The following is a 21114-nucleotide window of genomic DNA, read 5'->3' on the forward strand; positions in this document are numbered from 1 at the left end:
GCCCGGAGGTGCACGCCTCCGGGCCGATGGCGGACCGCTACCGGGGTTGCGCCGCAGTGCCGACGCTGACCAGCCCGGTCTCGTAGGCGGCGACCACCGCCTGGGCCCGGTCCCGCAGGTTCAGCTTGCCGAGGATCCGGGCCACGTGCGTCTTGACGGTCGCCTCGGAGAGCTGGAGCCGGGCGGCGAGTTCGGCGTTGCTGAGGCCGCGGGCGAGCAGGCCCATCACCTCCCGCTCGCGCGGGGTGAGCGCGGCCAGTTCGCGGTGCGGGGCGGCGGCGGGGGCGTCCGGGCGGGCGAAGCGTTCGACCAGGCGGCGGGTGATCGCCGGGGCCAGCAGCGCGTCGCCGGTGCGGACCAGCCGGACGGCGGCGGCCAGGTGCTCCGGGGTGACGTCCTTGAGCAGGAAGCCGCTCGCCCCGGCCGCCATCGCGGCGTAGACGTACTGGTCGAGGTCGAAGGTGGTCAGCATGATCACCCGCGGCGGGTGGTCCGCCGGGCCGGTGTCGGCGAGGATCCGGCGGGTGGCCTCCAGCCCGTCCAGGCCGGGCATCCGGATGTCCATCAGGACGACGTCCGGGCGGCTGCGGCGGACGGCGGCGACGGCCTGCTCGCCGCCCTCGGCCTCGGCGACCACCTCGATCCCCTCCGATTCGAGGATCAGCCGGAACCCGGTGCGGACCAGGGCCTGGTCGTCGGCCACCACCACGCGCAGCGCCTGCTCGCTCATGAACTCTCCAGGGGGATCAGGGCCTTGACGCGGTAGCCGCCGCGCGGCCGGGGGCCGGTGTGCAGGGTGCCGCCGTAGACGGCGAGGCGTTCGCGCAGGCCGATCAGGCCGCGTCCGTTGCCGGTCGCGGCGGCGCCGGTGGTCCGGCCGCCGGTGTCGGTGACCTCCACCCGCAGGTGGCCGGGGGCGTACTCGACGGTCACCGCGGCATCCGCGCCGCCCGCGTGCTTGACGGTGTTGGTGAGCGCCTCCTGGACCACGCGGTAGGCGGCGAGTTCGACCCCGGGCGGGACGGCCCGGCGCTCCCCGGTGACGGTCAGCTCGACCGGCAGTCCGGCCCGCCGGACGCCGTCGACCAGCGCGTCCAGTCGGCCCAGGCCCGGCTGCGGGCTGAGATCGGCGGTCGCGGCCGGGTCGTCGCCGGTCTCCGAGTCGATCGTCAACAGGCCCATGACCTGGCGCAGTTCGGTCATCGCGGCGCGACCGCCGGCCTCCACCGCGGCCATCGCCTCGCGGGCCTTGTCCGGGGCGGTGTCCAGGATCTTGCGGGCGGCCCCGGCCTGGATCGTCATCATGCTCACGTTGTGCGTCACCACGTCGTGCAACTCCCGGGCGATCCGCGCCCGTTCGTGCTCCACCGCGTGCTCCAGCGCGGCCAGCCGCCCGCGCTCCAGGGCGGACAGCCGTTCGCGCTCCTCGTCCACCCGGCGGCGCCACATCCGCAGTTCGTAGGCGACCGCGAACACCGGCACCAGGACCAGCAGCGCGATCACCGCGTTGGGGAAGTGCGGCAGCTTGGCGTCGTCGAAGAGCACCACCAGCGTCACGGCGGCCGCCGGCAGGCTCGGCAGCAGCGCCGCCGGGCGGCGCCCGTACGCGGCGGCGCTGTAGGCGGCGACGATGACGGCCACGCCGGCCGCGTACGCGATGTCCTCCGACTGGTGACGCACCAGCAGCGCGGCCGGCAGCACCGCCCACAGCACCGTCAGCGGGAGGCGGCGGCGCAGCACCAGCGGCAGCGGCACGAGCGGCACCAGCAGCATCGGCCCGTACCAGCCGGTGCCGTGACCCCTGCTCGCGGTGGTGGCGTAGCGGGCGCAGGCGAAGGCGAGGAACAGGGCCAGGGCCAGGTCGAAGGCCTGGCCGCGCCGGGTCGGCCGGGGCGGCGGCGCGGCGCCCGGGGGTTCGGCCAGGCGGGCCGCCGCGCGTAGCCGCGCCGCTGTCGGGAGGTTGATCACCGGGACATTGTGGGGGCCGGGAGCCGTCGGGGACAGCCCCTCGGGCGGCGGTGGCCGCTACACCCGGCGACTACCTCGCAAGGATGACGCCGCGCCGGGTCGCCCGGACGGGGTAGCGAAGTTGCCCCGGGCGACGGACGCGGGTGCGCGCCGCCCGTCCGTACCTTCGTGTCGTCCACCAGGCGGGAACGTACGAGGAGCGGGGAATGAGCAGCGATCCGGTGATCGAACTGAGCGGTGTGAGCCGCCACTACGAGGGCGCGCGGGCGGCGCTGGACGAGGTCACGCTGAGCGTGCGGGCGGGGGAGTCGGTGGCGGTGCTCGGCCCGTCCGGCAGCGGGAAGTCCACCCTGCTCAACCTGGTGGCCGGGCTGGACCGGCCGAGCGCCGGGACGGTCACCGTGGCCGGGGTCCGGGTCGACCGGCTGGGCGAGGCGGGCTCGGCCCGCTACCGGCGCGGCACGATCGGCATGGTGTTCCAGTTCTTCAACCTGCTGGACGACCTCACCGTGGCCGACAACGTGGTGCTCGCCGGCGAACTCGCGGGCGTCCCGCGCGCCGAGGCCCGGCGCCGGGCCGCAGAGCTGCTGGAGTCGCTCGGCATCGACCGGCACGCCCGCGCCCACCCGGCCCGGCTCTCCGGTGGTGAGCGCCAACGCGTCGCGGTGGCAAGGGCGTTGATGAACAGGCCGACGCTGCTGCTGGCCGACGAGCCGACCGGCGCGCTGGACTCGGCCTCCGGCGAGGACGTCAAGGAGCTGTTCCGGGAGCTGCACGAGGACGGCCAGACCATCCTGATCGTCACCCACGACCTGGCCCTCGCCGAGGACTGCGCCACCCGCACGGTCCGGATGCGGGACGGCCGGATCGCCTCGGACTCGGCGGTGGCGGCATGACCGCGCTGGGCAGGGTGGTGCGCGCGGGTGTCCGCCGGCGCCGCACGCAGTCCGTCGTGATCGGGCTGGCCGCTCTGGTGGCCACCACCTGCTCCGTCCTCGGCGGCTCGCTGCTGGTCGCCTCGCAGCAGCCCTTCGACCAGGCCTTCGGCGGCCAGCACGGCGCCCACCTCACCGCGCGCTTCGACGGCGCCCGGGCCACCGCCGCCCAACTCGCCGACACCGCGCACGCCCCCGGGGTGACGGCCGCCGCCGGGCCGTTCCGCACCGTCACCGTCGATCCCGAACCGGGCCCAGGCGCGCCCGGCGTGGACGGCGTGACCGGCGCGGGCGGTGCGACCGGCGCGGACGGGGAGGGGATGGAGCCGATGACCGTCGCGGGCCGCGCCGACGCCGCCGGCGGTGTGGACAACATCGAGCTACTGCACGGAAGTTGGCCCAAAAAGCCAGGGGAGGTGGTGCTCGACGCGAGCTACGGCAGCCCCGTCCGGGAGGTCGGCGGCACACTGCGCCTGCCCGGCCTGCCGGGCGCGCCGACCCTCACCGTCGTCGGCTTCGGCCGGTCCGTCAGCCGCACCGCCGACGCCTGGGTGACGCCGGACGGCCTCGCCGCGCTCACCGCGCCCGGCAGCACCCCCGGCTACGAGATGCTCTACCGCTTCACGCAGGCGGCCACCGCCGAGGCGCTCGCCGCCGACCGGGCCGCCGTCGCCGCCGCCGCGCCCGCCGGTGCGCTGACCGGCGCCCAGTCCTGGCTCACCGCCAAGCAGGGCTCCGACCGCAACACCGCGATGTTCCTGCCGTTCATGGTCGCCTTCGGCCTGCTCGGCATGGCGATGTCGGTCCTGGTGGCGGGGAACGTGGTGGCCGGAGCCGTCGGCACCGCCACCCGGCGGATCGGCGTGCTCAAGGCGCTCGGCTGCACGCCCGCCCAGGTGGTCCGCGCGTACGTCGCCCAGGCACTGATCCCGGCCACCGTCGGCACGCTGCTCGGCGTGGTCGCGGGCAACCTGCTGACCCTCCCGGTGCTCGCCACCACCGGGCGGATCTACGGCACCAGCACCTCCGGCATCGCCCCCTGGGTGGACGTCGCGGTGGCCGGCGGCACCCTGGCGGCCGTCGCCCTGGTCGCCTGGGCCGCCGCCGTCCGCGCCGGACGGCTGCGCACGGTGGACGTGCTCGCCGTCGGCCGTACGGCGGGCGGCACCCGGCGGGACCGGGCGGCGGCCCGCGCCGCCGAGCTGGCCGCCCGGCTGCCGCTGCCCCGGCCGCTGAGCCTCGGCCTCGCCCAGCCCTTCGCCCGCCCGGCCCGGGCCGCCGGGATGCTCGCGGCCGTGCTGTTCGGCACGGCGGCCGCGGTCTTCGCGGTGGGCATGGGCGGGACGATGACCTGGGTGCAGGCGGCGAAGGACCACGACACCGCGGATGTCGTCGTGCACCCGCAGCGGCCCGTCGGCCCGCCCGGGGCGACGCCTCCCGCCAGGCCGGCCGCCGCCGACCCGGCCGCCGTCACCGCCGCCCTGGACGCCCAGCCGGGCACGGCCGGCTACTTCGGCGACGGCACCGAGGACGTGACGGTCCCCGGCGTCGCGGGGAGCACCAGGGTGACCGCGTTCGACGGCGACGCGACCGGGGCCGGCTACCGGATGGTCTCCGGGCGCTGGTTCCGGGCCCCGGGCGAGGCCGTCGCCCCGGCCACCTTCCTCACCGAGGCCTCGGTGGCGCTCGGCGACCAGGTCACCTTCACCTCCCACGGCAGGGCGGTCACCGTCCGGATCGTCGGCGAGGTCTTCGACCCGCACATGCAGACCAACGAACTGTTCACCGACGCCGCCGGCTACCCGCCCGGCGCCGCCCCGCACCCGGACTCCTGGTCCGTCGCGCTGAAGCCCGGCACCGACCGCGCCGCCTACGCCACCGCCCTCGGTGCCGCCCTCGCCCCGGTGCGGATGACGGCCGAGGCAGGCGGGTCGCACGGCTCCAGCGGCTCCATCGCCGCCCTGAACTCCCTCACCGCCACGCTCACCGCGCTGCTCGTCGTGGTCGCCGGGCTCGGGGTGTTCAACACCGTCGTCCTGGAGATCCGGGAGCGGAAGCGGGACACGGGCGTCGCCAAGGCGCTCGGCATGACCCCGGCGCAGACCGTGGGCGGGGCGCTCGCCCCGGTCGTCCTGGTCGGCGCGCTCGGCGGCGCGAGCGGCCTCCCGGTCGGGCTGCTGCTGCACCGGCTGACGGTGCCCGCCATGGGGCGCAGCGCCGGGCTCCGCTTCCCCGCCTCGGCCCTCGACGTGTTCGGCACGCCGGTGCTGGCGCTGCTCGGGCTCGGCGGCGTGCTGATCGCGGTGCTCGGGGCGCTGCTGCCCGCCGTCCGGGCGGCCCGGGCGCGGACGGTCGAGGCGCTGCGGGCCGAGTGAGGGTTCGGGTGAGGGGTCGAGTGAGGGGTCGGGCGGCGGGTCAGGCGCCCTTGTCGGGCCGGTGACCCTCCGCCTTGGGCTCCTCCGCCGTGTCCTGCTCTGCTGCGTTCTGCTCCGCCGGGTCCTGTTCCGCCGTGTCCTGCTCCGCCTTGTGCTCGGCGGCCCGGACCTGCTCGGCGAAGGCCTGCGCGTCGATCCGCTCGACCGTGGCCCCGTGCCGGGAGGCCAGGTCGTCGGCCCGGTCGGGAGAGGACTCCCGGAGCTCCAGGACGAGCAGCGCGCCGCCGTCCGGGACGCGGGGCGAGAGCATGATCAGCCCGGCGCCGCCCTCCGTCGCCCGGCCCTCCTCGGCCGCGTTGCCGAGCGCCGCACCCGCCGCGAAGCCGAGCAGGACGCCGATCGGCCCGCCGACCAGTCCCACCAGGCCGCCGAGGACGCCGGAGCTGACGGTGGTCACGCCCGCGCCCCGGGTGAAGGTGTCCTGGATCTCCAACAGGCCGTCGGCGCTGCGCTCCAGGGCCGCCAGCTGCCGCAGGCCCGGCAGGTGCTGCGCCTCGTCGAAGGTCGCCCGCCACGCGGTGGCGTCCGGGAAGGTCAGCAGGACGACGTTGTGCTGCTCGCTCATCGCGCTCCGATCGGGCCGGGGGCGGGGGTCGCCGGATTCCATCGTGACCTTCAGTGCCCGGCCCGGCCACAGGAGCGACGGGCGGCGCGGACTGCCCGGGGCCCGGCCGTTCAAACGTGGGGCCCGGTTCAGTCCCCCGTCGTGGTCTGGATTCCGGACAGGTGTAGGGCGATGCGAGGTCCGACGGGCGAGCCGGGGCACGGGCGCGGCCTGCGGGAGCGGGACGGGCGGGGGAGGCCTCGTCCCTATTTCGACCCTGGCCAAAATTGTGCCCGGTGCAAGGCACACCCCTGGTGCGGCGGGTGGGGCGGTGCCAGGATCCCGACCCGGCACGACCGTGCCAGACCCGAATGTCTGAAGGAGGCACCATGCAGCCCACGGCAGAGCAGGTCCGCGCGCTCAAGGACGAGGACTTCCGGCTCACCCTCGGCCAGGGCCACCAGGTCCACCCGGCCGGCGACCTGTCGGACGAGGTCTACGTGACCGCCGCGGTGCAGGCCAGCACCTGTGGTGGCTGGAGCAGCTGCGCCCACGTCTGCAGCTTCTGAGTCCGCCGTCCGCGGCGCGGACCCCGGCCGCACCGCCGGAGCCCGCGTCGCGGACGCACGACCCGGCCGGGGCGCGTACGTCCGGTGCCGCAACCGTCGGGCACCAAGCACCGCAACCGTCGCGCACGAACCGAGCATGGAGAGACCGCCCGTGGTTGACGCGTCCGAAATCCGGCGGGCCGCCGCCCGAGCCGTCCCGCTCGCCGCCCGCGGTCCGCTGCCCGACCCGGACGCCCAACGCGCCGGACAGGCTGAACGGGCCGACCGTGCGGGGCGGGTCCTCGACCGCTGGCGCGCCCAGCCGCCCTTCGACCGGGACGACTGGTTCGAGCGCCGCCTCGCCGCCGACCGCCTCGACCCGGACGGGCTGCGCGCCCTGCTCGCCGAACACCCGGCCGACCTCGCGGACCGCCTCGGCACCCCCGCCTGGGCCGAACGCCTCGCCGCCGCCTTCGAGGCCGGGCACACCCTCGACCTCCCCGAGGAGCACGCCTTCGCCCGGCTCGTCGCCCCACTGCTCGCCGACGCCCGCGACCGCCTGCGCACCGGCCTCGCCGAACTCGGCCCCGCCACCGCGGACGCCGCCACCCCCGGCCCCGCCACCCTCGGTACCCCCGACCAGCTCACCGCCCTCGTCCTGCCCGCACTCACCGCGACCGCGCACACCACAGCCGTCCGCACCGTCATCACCGAACTCCACGTCGCCCGTCTCTCCGGCGAGTTGACCGGAGACACCCCCGAGCAGCGGTACCGGAACTTCCTCGACCGGCTCACCGAACCCGGCCGCGCCGTCCGACTCCTCGCCGAACACCCGGTGCTGGCGCACCGGCTGGCCACCGCCGCCGAACAGTGGACCGCCACCTGCCTCACCCTGTACCGCCGCCTCGCCGCCGACCTCCCCGCCCTCGCCCGCACCTTCGCCGACGGCCGCCCGCTCGGCCGCCTCACCGAACTCGCCACCGGCCTCGGCGACCCGCACCGGGGCGGCGCCACCGTCAGCGCCCTGCGCTTCGAGCACGGCACCCGGATCGTCTACAAGCCGCGCCCGCTCGGCGCCGAGACGCACTTCCAGCACCTCCTGCGCTGGCTCAACCCCCGACTCCGGCTGCCGCTGCACGACCTCGCCCACCTGGCCCGCGACGGCTACGGCTGGGTCGCCCACGCCACCGCCGAACCAGCCCGCGACGACGCCGAGTTGAGCGACTTCTACCACCGCGCCGGCACTCTTGCCGCGCTGCTCCACACCCTCGACGCGGTCGACTGCCACGCCCAGAACCTGATCGCCGTCCGCGACCAGCCGGTCCTGATCGACCTGGAAGCGCTGTTCCACCCCGACCTGCCCGAACCCGCCAAGGACCTCTCCGAGTCCGAACGGCTCGCCCGTCACGAGGCCCGACACTCGGTGCTGCGCTCCGGCCTGCTGCCCGAGCGCATGTGGGACGAGGGCAACGGCGGCACCGACCTCTCCGCCCTCGGCTGGGATCCGGGCAGCCTCCCGCCGCGCCCCGCCCCCGTCCTGGTCGACCAGGGCACCGACCGGCTCCGCCTGGAGTACCGCCGGATGCCCGTCGCGGCGCCCGGCAGCCGGCCCGTCCCGCCCGGGCGGCCGCTGCGCCTGGCCGACCACGTCGGCGAACTCGAAGCCGGCTTCACCGAGGCCTACCGGCTGCTCGCCGCCCACAAGGGCGAACTCCGGGATCTCATCCGGGCGTTCGCCGCCGACGAGACCCGGATGCTACGCCGCGACACCTTCGAGTACCGCAGCCTGCTCGCCACCGCCTGCCACCCCGACCTGCTCCGCGACGGCCTCGACCAGGACCGCCACTTCGACCGGCTCTGGGCGCTCCCCGCCTGGGAGGAGCACGCGCTCGCCTACGTCGACCACGAGCGCGCCGACCTCTGGCGCGGGGACGTCCCGGTCTTCACCATCCGCCCCGACGGCGTCGACGCCCGCTCCTCCACCGGCGCCCTGATCCCCGGCGTCACCGACCGGCCCGCACTCGACCTCGCCCTCGCCAAGGCGGACGCCCTCGGCGAACCGGACCTGGCCCGCCAACTCCAGCTGCTGCGCCTGTCGGTGACCACCGCGGACGGCGCCCGCGAGCCGCGCCGCCACCCGGCCACGTCCCCTCCCGTGCTATCCGGGAAGCCCGCCGAAGGCCTGGACCTGGCCTCCCGCGCCCTCGCCAAGGCCGTCGACGCCGGCGAACAACTCCTCCGCGAGGCCTACCGGGGAAGCGCGGACCTCGCCTGGGCCGGCCCCAATTGGGCCCCGCCCGGCCGCTGGGCACCCGCCGAACTCGGCCCCGACCTCTACAGCGGGACGGCCGGCGTCGCCCTCTTCCTCCACCAGCTCGCCACCGTCACCGGCGATCGCGAGCACCGAAACACCGCCCAGGCAGCTGAACTGACGCTGCGTCATCAAATCCGGCGACGTGCCGACCGCCTCGGCGGCGGCCTCTCCGGCGTCGGCGGCGTCCTCTACACCCTCGCCCACCTCGCCGCTCACCACCCCGACGCCGAACTCGACGCCCTGGCCGCCCAGGTGGTGCGCCGCAGCGCCGCCACCGCCGCCGACGACGCCCAGCACGACCTGCTCGCCGGCAACGCGGGCACCATCGGCGGACTGCTCGCCTGGGCGGCCGTCCGCCCCGGCCCCGCCGTCACCGACGCCCTCGCCGCCTGCGCCGAACGCCTCGTCCGGGCCGCCGCGCCGCACCCCGAAGGCGGCGCCGGCTGGCTGCCCGCCTCGCTCGCCGGCGCCGTCAAGCGCCCGCTGGCCGGCTTCGCGCACGGCGGCTCCGGCATCGCCTGGGCGCTCGCCCGCGCCGGCCGGCACCTCAGCGACCCCCGGCTGCCCCAACTCGCCCTCGCCGCCGTCGCGTACGAACGCACCCTGTTCGACCCGGCCGCCGCCAACTGGCGTGACGTCCGCGAGGACGACGGCCCCGACGCGCCCCACTACCCCGCCCTCTGGTGCCACGGCGCCTCGGGCATCGCGCTCGCCCGCACCGAACTCGCCGAACTCCTCCCCGAAGCCCGCGAGTTGCTCCTCACCGAACGCGACACCGCCCTGACCACCGTCCTCCGCGAGGGCTTCGGCCACAACTTCTCGCTCTGCCACGGCGACTTCGGCAACCTCGAACCCCTCCTCCTCGCCGGCGACCGCTGGCGCACCGCCGCCCTGCGGCAGGCCCACGCCACCCTCGACGACCTCGACACCCGCGGCTGGATCTGCGGCCTCCCGCACGGTGTCCACAGCCCCTCCCTGATGGTCGGCCTCGCCGGCACCGGCCACGGCCTGCTCCGCCTCGCCGACCCCATCACCCCCTCCCTCCTCGCGCTCCACCCGCCGACCCGCTGAGACGGTCGGCGAGGTCGGCGAGGTCGGCAAGGTCGGCGAGGTCGGGCCGCGCGGGCTCGGCCGGGACGTTCCTGTGATCGTCGGACCGCAGGTCCGGAGTGCACCGCAACCGGCCCCTGAATCGAACATCGCGGACCCTCCCGGTGATCGATTGCCACCAACTCGCCGCCGCCGACACGGAATCGCCCGGATCGAGTGAGACCGGCCGGGACACGCCGGACGGCCCGGCGGACCGCTGCCAGGATCGGGGTCCGCACCGCAGCCAGCCCCTCGCAGAGTGCCCTCCGGCACCGCTGCCGACCCCACACGCCCACACGGCGGTGAGGGCTGCCCGCGCGCGGATCCGCTGCGGCCACCGGCCGCCGTACCAGGGAGCAGGGAGCACTGTGTCCGAACAGATCGTGAAGCCCGAGAAGCCCCACACCCCGCCCGACCAGACCCCGCCCGACCGCACCCCGCCCGACCGCACCCCGCCCGACCACGACCAGGATCAGGACCAGCACGACCAGGATCAGGATCGGCACGACGAGGAACTGCGCCTGCGCTTCCCCGGCGACCGCCGCGCCGAGGCCGGCGCGTCGATGTCGGCGAGCGCGATGCTGCGCCGCCTCCCGCACCTGGTGCGCCGCGCGCTGGCGCTGGCGTGGGCGGCGGACCGGACGTCCACCGTGCTGCTGCTGGTGTGCCAGGCGCTGGCGGGCGTGTTTGGGGCGTTGGCGCTGTACGCGACGACCGGCGCCCTGGGCGCGCTGCTGGTGGCGGGCCCGGTGGGGGAGCACCTGCGGACCGCCGCGCCGTCGCTGCTCCTGCTGACCGTCTCGGCCGCGCTGCGCGCGGTGCTGGGGATCGCGGTGGTGGGGCTGTCCGGCCGGGTGTCGCCGAGGGTCACCCGGGAGGCGGAGCTGGCGCTGATCGCCGCCGGGTGCGCGGCCGAACTGCGGGCGTACGACGAGCCCGCGTACAACGAGCAGTGGGAGGCGGCCGACCGGGGTGCCTCGACCACGCCGGACCTGCTCTCCAACGCCCAGGACGTGATCGCCTCGACGGTCTCGCTGGCGGCTGCGGCGGGTGTCCTGGCGACGCTCCACCCGTGGCTGGTCCCGCTGCTGCTGCTGGGTTCGGTGCCGACCGGGGTGGCGGCCGTCCGGACGGCCCGGATCCACTACCTGGCGGCGGTGGCCACCAACGAGGACCGTGGCGCGCTGCGCGTCTACCGCTGGTTCCTGATCGACAAGACCCGTGCGGACCAGGTCCGTTCGGACCAGGTCACGCCGTTCCTGATGGCCAAGTACCGCCGCGCCGAGGAGAAGATCGTCGAGGCGACGGACCGGGCGACCAGGGAGGCGGCGAAGGTCTCCCTGCTGGCCTCGTTGGGCACGGGGGCGGGCAGCGCGCTGGTCTGGGGCACGCTGCTGTACCTGGTGGCGAGCGGCCGGATCGACCTGGCGGCGGCGGGTACGGCGACGTTCGCGCTGCGGACGGCCTCGTCCGGGTTGCAGGGCCTGGTCGGCAACGGCGCCCGGCTGTACCGGATGGGCCTGTACCTGGACGACTACTTCACCTTCCTGGACGAGGCCGGAGGCCACCGGATCCGGCGCGGCGGGATCGTGCCGGACGCGCCGCAACTGGTGGAGGTCGCGGACCTCGGGCACGCCTACCCCGGCGAGCAGCAGGAGCCGGCGCTGTGCGGGGTCAGCATGACGCTGCGGGCCGGGGAGGTGGTGGCGGTGATCGGGCAGAACGGCAGCGGCAAGTCGACGCTGCTGAAGCTGCTGTCCGGCCTCTACCTGCCGCAGTCCGGCCGGATCTGCTGGGACGGCGTGCCGGTGCAGGAGCTGGACGCGGACGGCATGTGGTCGCGGGTGGCCCGGGTGCCGCAGGAGTTCGCGCGCTGGCCGCTGGGGGCGGCCGAGAACGTCCACCTGGGGCACCTCACCGAGCAGGTGATGGCGGACGTGGAGCGGGCGGCCGCGCGGACGGGTTTCGACGAGATCGTGGCCCGGCTGCGGTCGGGCTGGCGCACGCTGCTGGCCCAGGGCTGGTGGGGCGGCGCCGAGTTGTCGGGCGGCGGCTGGCAGCGGGCGGCGGTGGCCCGGGCGCTGTACCGGACGGTGCGCAGCCCGGGGCTGCTGATCCTGGACGAGCCGACCTCGGACCTGGACCCGCGCGCCGAGCACCGCATCCTGCACGCGCTGCGCGCCCTCGCCCCGGGGCGGATCACGCTGCTGGTGACGCACAACATCGCCAACGCGGCGGTGGCGGACCGGGTGATCGTGATGGACCGGGGCCGGATCGTGCAGACCGGCACCTGGGCGGAGCTGGCGGCGCGCCCGGACGGGCTGTTCCGTGAGCTGCTGGACCTCCAGCGGGACCGGACGGTCCCGGCGCAGCGGGTCTGACGCCTTCGGCCGTCGAGGGCCGGTGCTGACCGTCCTCCGTACCGTCGTCGTCACGGCGGTACGGAGGACGGGCGGCGCCCGCCGGACGCGGTGTGTGTCTTTGACGGCCCTGCGCCGGTGGGCCAGCGCGTCAGTGCGTCAGTGCGTGGTGCGGGCCGCGTCGCGCAGCCTGCGCCAGGTGCGGCTGACGGACGCCAGCCCGGTCCGCCCGGCGCCGGTCCCGCCGCCTTCCCAGGTCCGGGCCGCCTCGGCGAACGTCTCCGCGCGCTCCGCGTTCTCGGCCGCCGCCTCCGCCCGGGCCGCCCGTGCCTGCGCGGCCCGGGCGGCGAGCCGCAGGTCCTCCGGTTCGATCGTGTCGAGCCTCGTCCGGACGTGGTCGAGGAGCGCGGCGCAGGAGCCGTCGATCGCGGCCTCGCCCAGCGGGCGCGCCGGGAGGTCCAGCCTGTCCGTCAACCGCTGTTCCAGGGCGGCCCGCAGGTCCGGCACGGAGATGTCGCGGATCGTGAGGGACAGGTGGGCGGAGAGGCCGGCGGCGCCGACCGCGCGGTGCGCGAAGCCGCGCGGGACGTAGAGCACGCTGCCGGGTTCGAGGACGCTGTGCAGGAGCCGCGGGGAGTGCTCGTCGTCGGGGAGTTCTCCCGGCGTCCAATCCGCTGCGGTCGGCGCGTCGTGGACGTACCAGGTCTTGTGTCCGGCCGCCTGGAGGACGAACACGTCGGCGTCGTCGCGGTGCACCGCGAGGCCCTGGCCGCCGGCGGGCGTGACGAAGAAGAACGCCTCCACGCGCCGGTCGAGTTCTTCGGACAGCCGCGCCACGAGCTCGCCCGTCGGGTGGTGCCACTGGTCGACGCAGCGCAGCAGCAGCGTCGCCCCGACGCCCAGGAGCGCGAGGACCTTCGCGCGGTCGGCGAAGCCGTGGTACGCGGTGCCGTTGACCGTGCGTGACGTGGTGTAGGCCTCGGGCGGGACGGTCACCTTGGTGGAGCGGACCATCTCCAGGTAGGGGGTGCGCAGCAGCCCCGTGTCGAAGGCGGCGTCCAACGCGTCCAGGTCGAACGGCGAGGCGAGTCTCTCCGGCGTGAAGACCGCGGGCTTGCGCTGCCACTGGTGGCCGGTGAAGCTGCGGACGTCGCCGACCCAGTCGGCCAGCGTGGGCGATTCCATGGTGTGTCCCGTGGTGTCAGGGTGTCCGGGGCTCGCGGGTCAGGCCCTGGCCGCGGCGTCGAACCGTACGGAGAGCAGGGAGCGCAGGGGGACGTGCGTCTCCTGCTGCGGGCCGCGAATGGCGAGCCGGTGGTCGAAGGCGACGTTCAGCAGGCGTTCGGCCAGGGGTACGACCAGGTGCTTGGCCCAGCAGCGGGCCCCGTCGAAGCCGAACGGCATGAACCCGGGCGTCTTCTCCGGGTCCGCCACCCCGGCCCACCGTTCGGGCCGGAACTCCAGCGGGTCGGACCAGTGCTCCGGGTGGCGGTGCATCAGGAGCGGGAAGAGCGCGACGCGGTCCTCGGGGCGGATCTCGGGGTGCAGCCCGGTGTAGGCGTGGCCGTCGTTGCGGAACAGCATCCACGCGGGCGGGAGCAGCCGCAGGGTCTCCCACAGGACCTCGGTGAGGTCGGCGCGGGCGTCCTCCCGCTCCCGGTCCGGCCCCATGAGCCACAGGGCGTTGCCGGCCAGTGCGGCCACCCCGTCGCAGAGGGTGGCCGTCGACCGCCGGTACAGCGCGATGGCCTGCCTCCGCTCCCGGGTGTCGGAGGCGTCGCGGATCTGCCCGGCCAGCGCGGTGCTCCTGCCCTCGGCGGCGGATCCCGGCCAGACGGTGACGGCGCGGTCGACGATCCGGGAGAGCCGGTCGGAGCGGGTGACGCCGCGTTTCGACAGGAGGGAGACCGGCAGCGGGTCGGACGCGAAGAGCCATCGGCGCAGGTAGGAGGTGGCCGCGTAGGGCCAGGCGCCGGACAGCCCGCGTGCCGGGGGCGGCGGGGTCCTGATGCCCGCCATGACGTCCTGACCCAGCGCGCGGATCGTCCGGGTCGCGCTGTCGTGGTGGATGTCCGCTCCCGCGGCGGGCTTGTAGACCGAGCGCTCCGCCGACCGCACGGGGCGCGCCGCGACGATTTCGGCCATCAGCTCGCTGTCGGAGACGCCGACCGTGCGGGCGTCGATCCGGAATACCTTTTCTTCCCTGGTCAGCAGGTCCTGGATCTTCGGGGCGTAAACAATGGAATGGCTGCGCCCGGCTGTCGGCGCCATTTCTTCCATGAGAATCCCGCCTCCAATGAAATGGCGATGGAATGGATTCCCCCGGCGGGCGGAGAACTCCGGGCAGGCGGGGGAACTCCGGGCAGGTGAAAGGGTGGGGCGCTCTGCAGCGCCGGCGGGGGCCGCGGCCCGGCCGTGGCTCGGCCACGGCCCCCGTTGGTGACAATGCGTCAGATGACGTGCGCGATCCACGAGTGGTCGGCGAGGTCCTCGTCACGCTTGAACTTCTTCACGATAGCCTTGATCATCTTCATGGGTACTCTCCATTCCCGGGATGGCAGGCACGGTGGAGCAAGGATGCCCGCGGCTTGGCGGAAATTCGGTATTCCGATCGGAACCCCGAACCGACTTTCATCTAACTCCGGACCTTAACCGAAAGCTAGGGCTCCTGACACTCTTTTGACAAAGGATGACCTCCTCGCCGGTCCGGATTGTGCGGCGCATTAGATGGCCGATCGTTATAACTTCCCGAGGCGTGCGGTGGGGGACCATATCGGTATGGAGCTGAGGATTGAGGCCACCGACCTGCCGGGGCGTGAGTGTGCCGCCGCGCCGGGCTTCCCGGGCTACCGGGACCTGTACGTCGCCGTCCAACGCCGGGGCCGCCCGGCCGAGTTGCTCGACCTGTTCCCGGGGGACGCGCCGCGCGCCCGCTGGTCGCTGGAGTGCGAGGCGAGGCCGGCGCCGGGTGGCGCGGACCTCCCCGGCACAGTGGACCTCGCCGGCGGAGTGGACCTCACCGGCCGGTACGTGCAGGGCGGCCCCGGCGCCCGGTTCGTCTACCTGAACTGGGTGACCGGGAACGGTGACGGCTGGGCGCTGTTCCGCCGGGCCAAGCTGCTGCTGGCGGCGGTCGACCGGGAGGTCGTCGAGGCGGCGGTGGAGCGCGGCGTCCTGGTGGCCCGGCTGCGGCTGACGGATGCCAAGGGCCGTCCGCTGTGCGCCGCCGTCCGCCCGCCCGTGGTGACCTGGTCGGCGGAGGGCTGAGTGCGAGGGGGTCCGAACGGGCGAGGAGGGCTGAGTGCGAGGGGCCCGAACGCGCGAGGAGGGCCCCGCCGCACGCGGGGCCCTCCTCGATGTCCGGTGTGCGCAGGTCAGTTGTACGTCGTGGTGACGCTCACGCCGCCGAAGCCCTGCTGGGCGTAGAGGCTGAAGTACACCCAGCCGGACGGCGGGTTGGTGATGGTGAGGGTCTCGCCGTTGCCGGCGTTGGTGGACTTGGCCAGGTTCGACCCGGTGGTGGCCCACGCACCCCCGTTGTAGTAGAGGTCGGCGTTGCCGGTGCCGCCGCTGGTGGTGATGGTCAGCTGCTTCACGCCGGCGGGCAGGTTGAGGAAGTTGTAGCTGTAGTTGCCGGTGGTGGCGGCGACGCCGTCGCGGCGGCAGTTCTTGTCGTACTGCCGGGTGTCGCCGGCGGTGCACAGCGGGGCCTGGCTGGTGGGCAGGCTGCCGCAGTTGTCGGCGCCGCAGGCCTTGAGCCAGGTGGCGAAGTCGGCGTCGTAGCGGGTGCCGATGGTGGTCTTGAGCAGGGTGCGGGCGCCGGCCCAGTCGCCGACGCGGTACTTGGCGAGGAGCGCGTCGACGTCCTGCGGGTGCGACTGGAGCATGTAGCGCACGGCCAGGTAGCCCCAGTTGTAGACCTTGGTGGAGTCGGAGTTGTCGTAGGTGTTGTCGAAGAGGGTGCTCAGCGCGTAGGTGCCCTTGCCGGCCTGGGCGACGGCGGCGTCGTAGTGGACGCCCCGGTAGCTGTACGAGATGTACTCGGCGAGGCCCTCGACCCACCAGACGGTGGGGGTGGTCATGCCGGCGTTGAAGTCGCCGTAGAAGTCGTAGCGGCCGTCGAGGTAGTGGGTGTACTCGTGGTTGAGGTTCCAGATCTGGAAGGCGGGGCGCAGCCAGTCGGCCTCGTGCGCGATGAAGCGGGCCTGGTTGCCGGCCTTGGCCGGGTCGCCCTCCTCGTACATGCCGCCGTTGTCGACGGCGATGTCGTACATCTTCCAGGCGTAGAGGCTGTAGTCGTAGTAGTCGTCGAAGACGACGACCTCAAGGCTGGTGTTGTTGTCGTTGGCGACCGGGCCGTTGTCCTTGACCACCTGGTGGAAGAACTGGTCCTCGTTGATCAGGCTGGTGCAGGTGTCGGCGAGCTGCTGCGCGGTCATGTCCTGGGCGCGGATGCGCAGGTTGGCGTTGCAGGTGTGGTCGACGGTGAGCACGAGCGGGACGAGCCGGGCGGCCAGGTCGCAGGTGCCGTAGTAGGCGCAGTTGCCGGTGTCCTTCTTCTCCGCGAACCAGACCAGGTTCATGGTGAGCGGGGCGGTGGCGCCGACCAGCGGGTACCGGTTGACCAGGTCCTTGACGATCGGCCGGCCCTGGGCCCTGGTGGCGTCGTTGGCGACCAGGTTGCCGATCTGGATGCCGATCGAGGTGACCAGGTCGGAGCCGTTCAGCTGGGAGCTGTTGCGGGTGACGAAGGACGCCATGGTGGTGGCGAAGGAGGGGTCGGCCTGGAGGGCCGCGGTGAAGGCGGGGAGGTCGAAGCCGCGCTCGATGACGGTCTTGGTGTTGGCGACGGCGGTGGCCATCGAGCCGGTCCAGGCGCCGGTGTAGTCGGCGAGCAGGCGCTTGACGACGCCGGTGTAGCGGGCGTTCTCCTGGGCGCTGTCGATCAGGGTGACGGCCTCGGCGAGGGTCGCGCCGTTGGCCTCGGTGACGTCCTTGCTGTGCGGGGCGGCGAAGAGGCCGTCGAGGGCGCCGCGGATGGCGGTCTGCAGGGTGGCGCCGTACGGGCCGACCACATCCGGGTTGTACCACTGCACGTAGTAGCCGGCGCGCAGGAACAGGACCAGCTGGCCGGCGGAGGTGGAGTCGTCGCCGGGGTAGGTGGCGGAGACGTCCCGCAGGGCGTTGGCGACGGTGGCCATCTGGGCCTCGTTGAACGCGGCCTTGGCGTCGTTGCCGGTCAGGGTGAACAGCGTGTTGACGCAGTCGAGGCCGGCGGCCTTGACCCGCTGGACGAGCGCGGCCCCGGTGTTGCCGGTGAAGGCGGAGACGTCGCAGGCGGGGGCGGCCGCGAGCTGCTTGGCGGCCTTGTCGGCCTTGGCGTCGACGCCGGCCCCGGTGGTGCTGGCCGCCGTCGGGGCGGTCGCCTTGGCCTGCTCGTCGGCGGCCAGCGGGCGGGCGTCCTTCGGGGTGTCGGGGGACTTGGGCACGGGCACGGAGTGCGGTGCGGCCGCCTTGCCGGTGGGGGTGGTCGAGGCGTGGGCCGCAGGGGCGTCGGCGGCGTGGGCCTGGGGTGCGAAGAGACCGAGTGCGAGGAAGAAGGCGACGCCGAGCGCAGGGAGTCTGCGCGCGCCGGCCTTCGCTATCCGGGAGGGACGCATCTGTGGGGGCCTCCGGGGCCGTTGAGGGTTGCCGTGTGATTGGGGGCACACGGTTCCTGATGTGTGACATGTAAAATGTCACACCTGTTGCGGCCGGGGGAAGGCTTGGGAACGGATTCGCGTCGGGCGAGATCGAACCGTTGTCAGGTCGGCGCGCCGCGTCAGGCCGGCGCACCCCGTCAGGTCGGCCCGACGGCGGATCAACCCGCCGTCAGACCACGGCAGTCCGCGCCAACGGCGTCAACGCCGCGAACTCCAGCGGCGCCGACGGATCCACCGACAGCTCCGCCGGAGCCGGCTCGGCGCCGGAGCGGACCAGCAGATCGCCGATCGCCGCCACCATCGCCCCGTTGTCCGTACAGAGCCTCAGCGGCGGCACCCGCAGCGCGATCCCGGCCGCCGCGCAGCGCTCCTCGGCCAGCGACCGCACCCGGGAGTTGGCCGCGACCCCGCCGACCACGACCAGGGTGCCGATCCCGTGATCGGTGCAGGCCCGCACCGCCTTGCGGGTCAGCACGTCGGCGATCGCCTCCTGCAACCCGGCCGCCGCGTCCGGGACGTACGGGTCCGAGCCGCCCGAGCGCCGCGCCTCCACCCAGCGGGCGGCGGCCGTCTTGAGCCCGGAGAACGAGAACGCGTACGGGTCGTCCCGCGGTCCGGTCAGCGGCCGCGGCAGGCGGACGGCCGTCGGGTCGCCGTCCCGGGCCGCCCGGTCGATCGCCGGCCCGCCGGGGTAGGGGAGGCCGAGGATCCGGGCGACCTTGTCGAAGCACTCGCCGGCCGCGTCGTCCAGGGTGTCGCCGAGGTGGACGATCGGATCGCGGGCGAGGTCGCGCACCAGCAGCAGCGAGGTGTGCCCGCCCGAGACGATCAGCACCACGCAGGGGTTCGGCAGCGGCCCGCCGTCCAGCGTCGCGGCGGCGACGTGCCCGGCCAGGTGGTGCACCCCGTACAGCGGGACGCCGAGCGAGAACGCGTAGCCCTTGGCCGCGGCCACCCCGACCTGGAGCGCCCCGGCCAGCCCCGGACCGGTCGTCACCGCGACGGCGCCGATGTCGGCGAGCGTCAGCCCGGCCCGCGCCAGCGCCTCGCCGACCACCGGCGCCATCGCGTGGACGTGCGCCCGGGCGGCGATCTCCGGCACCACCCCGCCGAAGCGGGCGTGCTCGTCCATCGACGACGCCACCGCCTGCCCGAGCAGTACGCCGTCCCGGACCAGACCCGCGCCGGTCTCGTCGCAGGAGGACTCGATCCCCAGCACCACCGGTGACCCTGTCACAGTCACTCACCCTCATCACTCATTACATGCACTCGCGACCATTGTGCCCGACGAGACGTGAGGAATAAGCAGGAGCCCATGCTTCGTTCCTGCAACTCATACGCAATAGTGTTGTCCCGGCACGATCATCACTGTTCATCGAAAGGGGCTGTGTCCCAGCATGGGCACCTACTCGCTTCCCGACCTGCCGTACGACTACTCCGCGCTTGAGCGGGCGATGTCCCCCGAGATCCTCGAACTGCACCACTCCAAGCACCACGCCGCCTACGTCAAGGGTGCGAACGACACCCTGGACCAGCTGGCCGAGGCGCGCGACAAGGAGCAGTTCGGCGGCCTGGTCGGCCTGCAGAAGACCTTCGCCTTCCACCTGTCCGGCCACGTGCTGCACTCGCTGTTCTGGCAGAACCTCTCCCCGGAGGGCGGCGACCGCCCCGAGGGCGAGCTGGCCGACGCCATCACCGAGCACTTCGGCAGCTTCGAGGCCTTCCGCAAGCAGCTCACCACCGCCACCACCGGCGTGCAGGGCTCCGGCTGGGGCATCCTCTCCTGGGAGCCCCTCGGCAAGCGCCTGATCGTCGAGCAGGTCTACGACCACCACGGCAACGTCGGCCAGGGCACCACCCCGCTGCTCGCCTTCGACGCCTGGGAGCACGCGTACTACCTGCAGTACCGCAACGTCCGCCCCGACTACGTCGAGAAGCTCTGGGACGTCGTCAACTGGCAGGACGTCTCGTCCCGCTTCGCGGCCGCCAAGACCGTCTGACGCGCACTAGGTGAACGGCCCCGGACCGGTCGGGCGGTCCGGGGCCTTCCTTGTGTCAGGAGAGCTGCAACAACGCCTTCCGGTGCCGCCAGGCGAGCCGCAGGAGCGCCGCGCCGGCGGGCTGCATCGGCTCCGCACCGGTGAGGCGATCCACCTGCTCGGCCGTGAACGGGATGCCGGCCGAGCGTCCGGTGGCGTCCTCCAGGCCAACGCGGTGGCCTTCGTCGTTGGTCGAGACGATGCGCCGGAACGTGTCGTCGAACAGCTCGGCGTCGAACACGGCCACGGTCAGCATGTCGGTGACGAACGTCAGCGGATCCATCCCGAGGCCCAGCCAGAACACCCGCAGGCGGCCGTCCGCGCGCGCCGCGGTGAGCGACTTGTCGAGTGGCCAGGCGGCGTAGTCGATCGGCGCCCTGTCGCTCCCGTAGTCCTCGGTGCTGCCGAGCAACTCCTCGCTCAGCTCCCGCAGGATCGCCCGCCAGAGGTCGAAGTCGTTCCCCTCGTTCCATGGCGCGTCGTGCGAGGCCTGGAACATCCCGACCGGCATCACCTGGAAGAGACCCCCGCCGCTGGCGACCTTCTCGGGATCACGCCAGTGCAGCACGAACTCCGCTTCGCCGGTGCTGCGATCGTGCCGGATGGTCAGCGTGCTGATGGCCGCCATGACCGGCCGGCGCGTGAGATCGGTCGGATCGCCGATGGCGGCCCGGAAGGGCGTGGCGGCCGAGCCCGCCAGGACCGCCGCCGCGTACTCGTGTGCGACGGCCTCACAGATGTTGATCACGTCGAAGTACCGGCCGCGGCCGAACGTCAGCGTCGGATCGCCCGCAGACGTCCCGACATCGAGCAGGCGGTAGCAGCTTCGATCCTCGAACAGCCTGGGCCTGGCGAGCTCCCCAACAGCGTCGGCATAGCGGCGATGGGCGGTTCCATCAACCCGGTACGGGCGGATGCGGTCGAGCTCCGGCTCGCCGCCGTCCAGCTCGGCCTCCGGCGCGTCCGGCACCCACCGCAGCCGGACGCGCTCCAGCGGCACCGGCTGGTCCGGAATCCAGTGCCGGCGAGCCAGCAACGGAGTCCCCGGGACCAGCCGTTCGGGAGGGACTTCAGTCAGGAGCCGGCTGGTCAGCGCGAAGCGGTGATCATTCAAGAACATTCGAACCCGTCGCCACTGCTCCCGACTGTCGGACGGGCCCAGTTGGTCGTCTGCCACGAT

General features: G+C 74.0%; 15 protein-coding genes. 7 read left to right on the forward strand and 8 right to left on the reverse strand.

Going from position 1 to position 21114, the window contains the following annotated elements; translation table 11 throughout:
• Positions 1-37: 37 nt before the first annotated feature.
• Both ACFVHI_RS29120 and ACFVHI_RS29125 read right to left on the reverse strand, forming a co-directional pair.
• Positions 38-730, reverse strand: a complete 693-nt coding sequence (locus tag ACFVHI_RS29120) for a response regulator (RefSeq protein WP_380344328.1) — start codon at positions 728-730, stop codon at positions 38-40.
• Complete coding sequence (locus ACFVHI_RS29125) at positions 727-1968, reverse strand: sensor histidine kinase (protein ID WP_380344331.1); 1242 nt, start codon at positions 1966-1968, stop codon at positions 727-729. The genes ACFVHI_RS29120 and ACFVHI_RS29125 overlap by 4 nt, the downstream gene beginning before the upstream one ends.
• A gap of 206 nt (positions 1969-2174) precedes the next feature.
• Here ACFVHI_RS29125 and ACFVHI_RS29130 point away from each other — a divergent pair, with 206 nt between their 5' ends.
• Both ACFVHI_RS29130 and ACFVHI_RS29135 read left to right on the forward strand, forming a co-directional pair.
• Positions 2175-2864 (forward strand): ABC transporter ATP-binding protein, encoded by a 690-nt coding sequence (locus tag ACFVHI_RS29130; protein WP_380344334.1) that lies wholly within the window; start codon positions 2175-2177, stop codon positions 2862-2864.
• Entirely contained in the window at positions 2861-5278 is a 2418-nt protein-coding gene (locus ACFVHI_RS29135; protein WP_380344337.1) for an FtsX-like permease family protein, read from the forward strand. The genes ACFVHI_RS29130 and ACFVHI_RS29135 overlap by 4 nt, the downstream gene beginning before the upstream one ends.
• Positions 5279-5318: 40 nt before the next feature.
• Here ACFVHI_RS29135 and ACFVHI_RS29140 read toward each other — a convergent pair whose 3' ends face one another.
• Positions 5319-5903, reverse strand: a complete 585-nt coding sequence (locus ACFVHI_RS29140; RefSeq protein WP_380344340.1) for a hypothetical protein — start codon at positions 5901-5903, stop codon at positions 5319-5321.
• A gap of 368 nt (positions 5904-6271) precedes the next feature.
• Here ACFVHI_RS29140 and ACFVHI_RS29145 point away from each other — a divergent pair, with 368 nt between their 5' ends.
• The 3 genes from ACFVHI_RS29145 (at position 6272) to ACFVHI_RS29155 (ending at position 12214) form a co-directional block, all read left to right on the forward strand.
• On the forward strand, positions 6272-6451 hold the full coding sequence (locus ACFVHI_RS29145; RefSeq protein WP_063346527.1) for a hypothetical protein: 180 nt from the start codon (positions 6272-6274) through the stop codon (positions 6449-6451).
• 151 nt (positions 6452-6602) lie between these two features.
• Entirely contained in the window at positions 6603-9815 is a 3213-nt protein-coding gene (locus ACFVHI_RS29150; protein ID WP_380344343.1) for a type 2 lanthipeptide synthetase LanM family protein, read from the forward strand.
• Between the two features lie 386 nt (positions 9816-10201).
• On the forward strand, positions 10202-12214 hold the full coding sequence (locus tag ACFVHI_RS29155) for an ATP-binding cassette domain-containing protein (protein ID WP_380344346.1): 2013 nt from the start codon (positions 10202-10204) through the stop codon (positions 12212-12214).
• A gap of 138 nt (positions 12215-12352) precedes the next feature.
• Here the strand turns inward: ACFVHI_RS29155 and ACFVHI_RS29160 are convergent, their stop codons facing one another.
• Together ACFVHI_RS29160 and ACFVHI_RS29165 are read right to left on the reverse strand one after the other, a co-directional pair.
• Positions 12353-13378 (reverse strand): JmjC domain-containing protein, encoded by a 1026-nt coding sequence (locus ACFVHI_RS29160; RefSeq protein ID WP_380344349.1) that lies wholly within the window; start codon positions 13376-13378, stop codon positions 12353-12355.
• 39 nt (positions 13379-13417) lie between these two features.
• Complete coding sequence (locus ACFVHI_RS29165) at positions 13418-14464, reverse strand: cytochrome P450 (protein WP_380344352.1); 1047 nt, start codon at positions 14462-14464, stop codon at positions 13418-13420.
• A 507-nt stretch (positions 14465-14971) separates the two neighbouring features.
• Between ACFVHI_RS29165 and ACFVHI_RS29170 the strand changes: the two genes are divergently transcribed.
• Positions 14972-15460: a DUF5990 family protein gene (locus ACFVHI_RS29170; RefSeq protein ID WP_380344355.1), complete on the forward strand. Its 489-nt coding sequence runs from the start codon at positions 14972-14974 to the stop codon at positions 15458-15460.
• Positions 15461-15567: 107 nt separating this feature from the next.
• On the opposite strand, the gene ACFVHI_RS29175 is transcribed toward ACFVHI_RS29170, so the two are convergent.
• Together ACFVHI_RS29175 and tsaD are read right to left on the reverse strand one after the other, a co-directional pair.
• Complete coding sequence (locus tag ACFVHI_RS29175; protein WP_380344358.1) at positions 15568-17853, reverse strand: M9 family metallopeptidase; 2286 nt, start codon at positions 17851-17853, stop codon at positions 15568-15570.
• A 211-nt stretch (positions 17854-18064) separates the two neighbouring features.
• Positions 18065-19117 carry a tRNA (adenosine(37)-N6)-threonylcarbamoyltransferase complex transferase subunit TsaD gene (gene tsaD, locus ACFVHI_RS29180; RefSeq protein ID WP_380344412.1) on the reverse strand — a complete coding sequence of 351 codons (1053 nt, stop codon included), beginning with the start codon at positions 19115-19117 and terminating at the stop codon, positions 18065-18067.
• Between the two features lie 175 nt (positions 19118-19292).
• On the opposite strand from tsaD, the gene ACFVHI_RS29185 reads away from it, so the two are divergent.
• Positions 19293-19895: a superoxide dismutase gene (locus tag ACFVHI_RS29185; protein ID WP_380344361.1), complete on the forward strand. Its 603-nt coding sequence runs from the start codon at positions 19293-19295 to the stop codon at positions 19893-19895.
• Positions 19896-19950: 55 nt separating this feature from the next.
• On the opposite strand, the gene ACFVHI_RS29190 is transcribed toward ACFVHI_RS29185, so the two are convergent.
• Positions 19951-21111: an XRE family transcriptional regulator gene (locus ACFVHI_RS29190; RefSeq protein ID WP_380344364.1), complete on the reverse strand. Its 1161-nt coding sequence runs from the start codon at positions 21109-21111 to the stop codon at positions 19951-19953.
• Positions 21112-21114: the final 3 nt, after the last annotated feature.

The organism is Kitasatospora sp. NPDC127121 (assembly GCF_042677305.1).
Classification (GTDB): Bacteria; Actinomycetota; Actinomycetes; order Streptomycetales; family Streptomycetaceae; genus Kitasatospora.